This window comes from Pontiella sp. (assembly GCF_041622395.1).
In the GTDB taxonomy this organism is placed as follows: domain Bacteria; phylum Verrucomicrobiota; class Kiritimatiellia; order Kiritimatiellales; family Pontiellaceae; genus Pontiella.
This window is the reverse complement of the sequence record NZ_JBFJYW010000316.1, coordinates 1-4,302: the sequence shown is the minus strand read 5'-3', so window position 1 is coordinate 4,302 and position 4,302 is coordinate 1. Positions and strand designations below refer to the sequence as shown.

The window sequence follows — 4,302 nt, the reverse complement described above, 5'->3', positions numbered from 1 at the left end:
TTTTACCTCGACCGCGAGATCGGCCGGGTGATGGATGAACTCAAGGCGCTGGGGATCGACAAGAATACCGCCGTGTTCCTCGTGAGCGACAATGGCGGATCGCTCGTCACCTATGCCCGGAACGGCATCTACAAAGGGGGAAAATACACGCTCTTCGAAGGGGGAACGCGCGTGCCGATGATGGCCAATTTCCCCAAAAAGTATTCGAAGGGAGCGGTTGTCGCGGCACCGGCCAGCACCATGGATCTATTCCCGACGATCTGCGCGCTCGCCGGTGCGCCGGTGCCGGAGCGGCTTGACGGAGTCGATGTGACCGCGCAGTTGACCGGCGAAAAGGCCGAGATTAAACGCAGCCCGCTGTTCTGGGATACCAAGCGAGAATGGGCCATCCGCAAAGGAAAGTGGAAGCTGTTGGTCACAAAACAAGTGCCGAATGCAAAGCTTCAGATCACCGACACGCCCAAAGGAACCTTCCTGTACGACCTGGAAAAGGATCCCGGCGAAACCACCAACCTTTATTCCCAATACCCTGAGGTGGCCGGCGGGTTGGCGTCGGAACTCGAAACGTGGAAGGCCGCCGTCCGGCAGGATTAGAGTTCGCGGGATCGGGACCGGTAACGTCCGGGCGAGATCCCGGTCTCCTTTTTAAAAACGTTGCCGAGATAGTTGTAGCTCGGGAAACCGCACGCCTCTGCGATCTCCTCCATGGTGCGGTTGGTTTGCGTCAGCAGGCGACGCGCCTGATTAATGCGAAGGCGCCGGATCTCCTGGGCCGGCGAACGTCCCAGGATTTGCATAAACCGCCGTTCGAGCGAACGCCGGCCCATGGGAACCTTGTTGAGGATGTCGTTGACATGGATGTTTTCGCAGGCATGTTTCCGCAGGTAGGTGAGCACCTGCAGGAATTGCGGATCATCGATGGCCAGGGTATCCGTGGAGAGGCGTTCCTCGATCTCCTCGGGAGCCACAAACGTGCTTTTTTCTTTCAGCTTCCGGCCGTTCATCAGCAGGTCCAGATTTCGGGCGGCAAGATATCCGACTTTTCTCGATGGGCTGATAATGCCGGAAAGGGCCGGGTGGCAGGCCTCATTGAAAAGTTCGTCGTAGTCGCTTCCCAGAATGGCGACATCGTGCGGAATCGGAATGCCGGCGTGGTGGCATGCACTGGCAATATCGCGGCCAACTTGAAATCCCCACGCATAAATGCCAACCGGTTTCGGCAACGATTCCAGCCAGGGAATCAGCTCCTCTTTCCACGCCGTCGAGGGCACCGTGCGGTCGATATTGGTTTTCGGCTGGAAGATATGGCAGGTCGAATCATGTTCCTCCAGCAGCTTTTCAAAGACCTGCTCATGCATCTGGACGTGGGCAAGGTGGATGGGGCCGACGTAGGCGAAGTTGTTTATGGCCCGGTCGCGGAAGTGGTTTTCGGCCATCTCGGCACACGCCGCCCAGTCGACGGTGACGCGGGGAAAGTCGGCGCCCTCTATAACCAAGCCCGAAATATTAATCGCCGGAATCTTCCGTTCACGGATTTCCTGCGCCAGTTTGGGATTGGAAACGCGGGCAATGATTCCGTCGAATTCCACATCGGGCGCGAGGTGGAGTTCCTCGTTCTGACCCTTGGGCTCGATCAGGACATCCCAGGGAGCATGTTCGGCGGTAAAGTCAAAAACCCCGCGCACGATGCGCCGCCCCCAACTGGTTGAAGTGTCAACCAGTACCGCTACTTTCGGTGGTGCCATGATTTCTCCTCTGAAGACATCCCTTTTACTAACCTAGTTGAAAACAAATCTACCGTTCCCGTAAATAAAATCCAAACTATGATTTCCACAGAACGGGTTACGTAACTTTCGGCCGGGTTCTGGGGTCCTTGTGCGGCGAAAATAGATTGGAAACTGGCCGCAAACGGGCGTAGGTTCTCACTTATTTTTTGCGCTGCAAGAGGTGGCTAAGGTATGCATGTGAAATTGGTGCGGTTGATTTTGGGGCTTGGTTGTTTGGTTCTGCCGGGACGGGTCTTTTCCGCATCGGAACTCACGTTCGATGCTTCCGCCAAACCGGCCACGCTGGTGTTGGGCGGCGTCGACCGGTTCGCCGCCCATGCGGCGGCGGGGTTCCATCTGCGCTATTTCGACGGCCGGGGAATCACGGACACGCATCTGGGCCAGATTGCTGTCGCGGGCGATGAGATAACCGTATCGCATCCGGACGGCCTGCCGCGTTTCACCTTTCGCATCGACGACTTCGAAAACCACCTGGCCATTCACCTGGTCGATGTCCAGGGCATTGGAACGGACCGCAACTGGGGGCTTGCCCTGGATCTCAGTTGCAACAACGAGGTCGGCCATTTCCCGCTCAATGGATTGGCCGACAGCACGGGCCGGGACTGGCCCTACGGCATCGGCGACGAGCTTGAACTGAACTGGCCCTATCTTTGGGCGCCGCCGCGCGCCGACGGAACGCGCGGCAGTTTTGTCCTGTACGACGGCACCCTCTCCGGCGACGAGCTGGATGCGGCTTTGGCCGAAATCTGGTCGACCCAGCATGCGGCCGGACACATGGTGCGCCCGGCGGGGCAGGCGAGCTGGACCACGAACGATGTGCGGGCCTGGGTCGATCTGTATGAAGAGAAGTTTTCCTCCATCAGCCGCGTGAGCGTTGCGCCGACGACCGAAGCGGAGCTCTACGAGATGACGGATACCTATGTCATTCCCAGCGGCGCCTCCCGTGTGTATATGTTCTCCACGGTCTGGCGAGGCGAATATCACCTCGATTACCTCGGCATGACGGACGTCAACACCAACATTTTCCCCAACGGCAAGCCGGATCTGATTGCCTACGGCGACTATTTGGCGACCCACGGTCCCGCTCCCTACGGCGCCCACCTGCAGCTCAAGAGCCTCAGCCCCTCGATTGGGCCCAACGATGGTCGCTATTTCTCCTCCTCTTTTGTGGACCCGCGCATCGCGACCTGGGGCACCGGCACGTTGGACGAGGCCATCGACGCATCCACCACCACCGTTCGCTTTCGCCCTGCGGCGGGCACGACGGTTCCCCTGCGCGGCAGCAGCCCGCACGTCGGCAATCGCATGGTGTATGATTTTTTCCGGATCGGACCGGAGAACAGTGCGGAGCTCATCAAAGTCGGCGGGTTCACCCGCACCGATGATGACGTTTGGATCCTCGAGAATTGCTCGCGCGGCTACGGGGCGACCGTCCCCGCCTCGCATGGTGCCGCCGTCGCGATGGCGGGATACCATCTGGCAAACTCCATGTTTGTCCCCGCGCTCGATTTGGGGGAAACCAACAGCCTTGCCGAGGAGATTTGCGCCGAATACGCCGCGTTCCTCGACGACGTGAACGTGGGCCATATCCACCACGACGGGGCCGCCCAGTTGCAGCTCACGCCCTGGCATGACCGGGATGTTTTCGACTACATTTACAGCCGGGTCGATCATCCCACCACGTCCAGCCGCGTCGGGGAAAGCACGGCCGCCAACTTCGAACAGCTGTTCAGCGGCCTCAAAGACAACGGGGCGCTGGCCTATCACGATGTCCGAATCGGCCTGCGGCTGCATGACGAAGGAAACAGCCACATCGAGACGTCCACCAGCATCCTGGATCTGCACTTCGATGTGTCGGACGGGATCAGGAACGGCAGCCGCCGGCCCAGCTTTTCGGCCGGTGAAAGCGGCGGCGCGCTGACCTTGGATATCCTGAACCGCCACGGCCTCACCGGCGCGGCCTTTGATCTCTTTAAGATGTGGATCGAGCTGGCCCCCGTATTCGACGACGCGGATGCGGACTACGTCAGCGGCTTTTTGTCGTCGGACGGCGGCCACTGGAAGGGCGAGGATGTGCTGGTGCTCGGCACCAACGCCGCCGGGCGGTATATCTTTACGCCGCACCGCGTCATGGGCCGAACCTCGGGCGAGGATGACGTCATCTATATCGACCAGGAATGGGGTGCGGTTCCGCGCTTCCAAAACATCGCTGCCGGCGCGACGCTGGAACTGTACAATCCCAACGCCGCACAGGAACCGCAGGTGGTCATCCGCGTCGAGGAGGGCTCCTCCTCCCTGAACGACCCGCTGATCACGGTCAACGGCACCGGGACCCTGTCCGTTTCGGGGGCGGTCGATGCCGGCGAATACATGCAGTTCGACGGCGGAAGCACCGTGCGCGTGTATGACGAAAACTGGAACCTGGACCGCACCCTGCCGGCGACGGCGACGGACTTTGTCGTGAAGGCGGGGAACAATGACATAACGACCGCTGCCGCCAGTGGCGGCGCGGAGC

Annotated in this window: 3 protein-coding genes; 2 read left to right on the top strand and 1 reads right to left on the bottom strand. The window is 60.1% G+C overall.

Translation table 11 applies throughout. From position 1 onward, the window contains the following. Positions 1 to 594, top strand: a 594-nt coding sequence (locus ABYO54_RS14640; RefSeq protein WP_372808985.1) for a sulfatase, incomplete at its 5' end; no start/stop codon positions are given. Here ABYO54_RS14640 and ABYO54_RS14635 read toward each other — a convergent pair. Then, positions 591 to 1,745, bottom strand: a complete 1,155-nt coding sequence (locus ABYO54_RS14635; RefSeq protein ID WP_372808984.1) for a substrate-binding domain-containing protein — start codon at positions 1,743 to 1,745, stop codon at positions 591 to 593. The genes ABYO54_RS14640 and ABYO54_RS14635 overlap by 4 nt on opposite strands. 213 nt (positions 1,746 to 1,958) lie before the next feature. On the opposite strand from ABYO54_RS14635, the gene ABYO54_RS14630 reads away from it, so the two are divergent. Further along, on the top strand, positions 1,959 to 4,302 hold a 2,344-nt coding region (locus ABYO54_RS14630), incomplete at its 3' end, for a hypothetical protein (protein WP_372808983.1).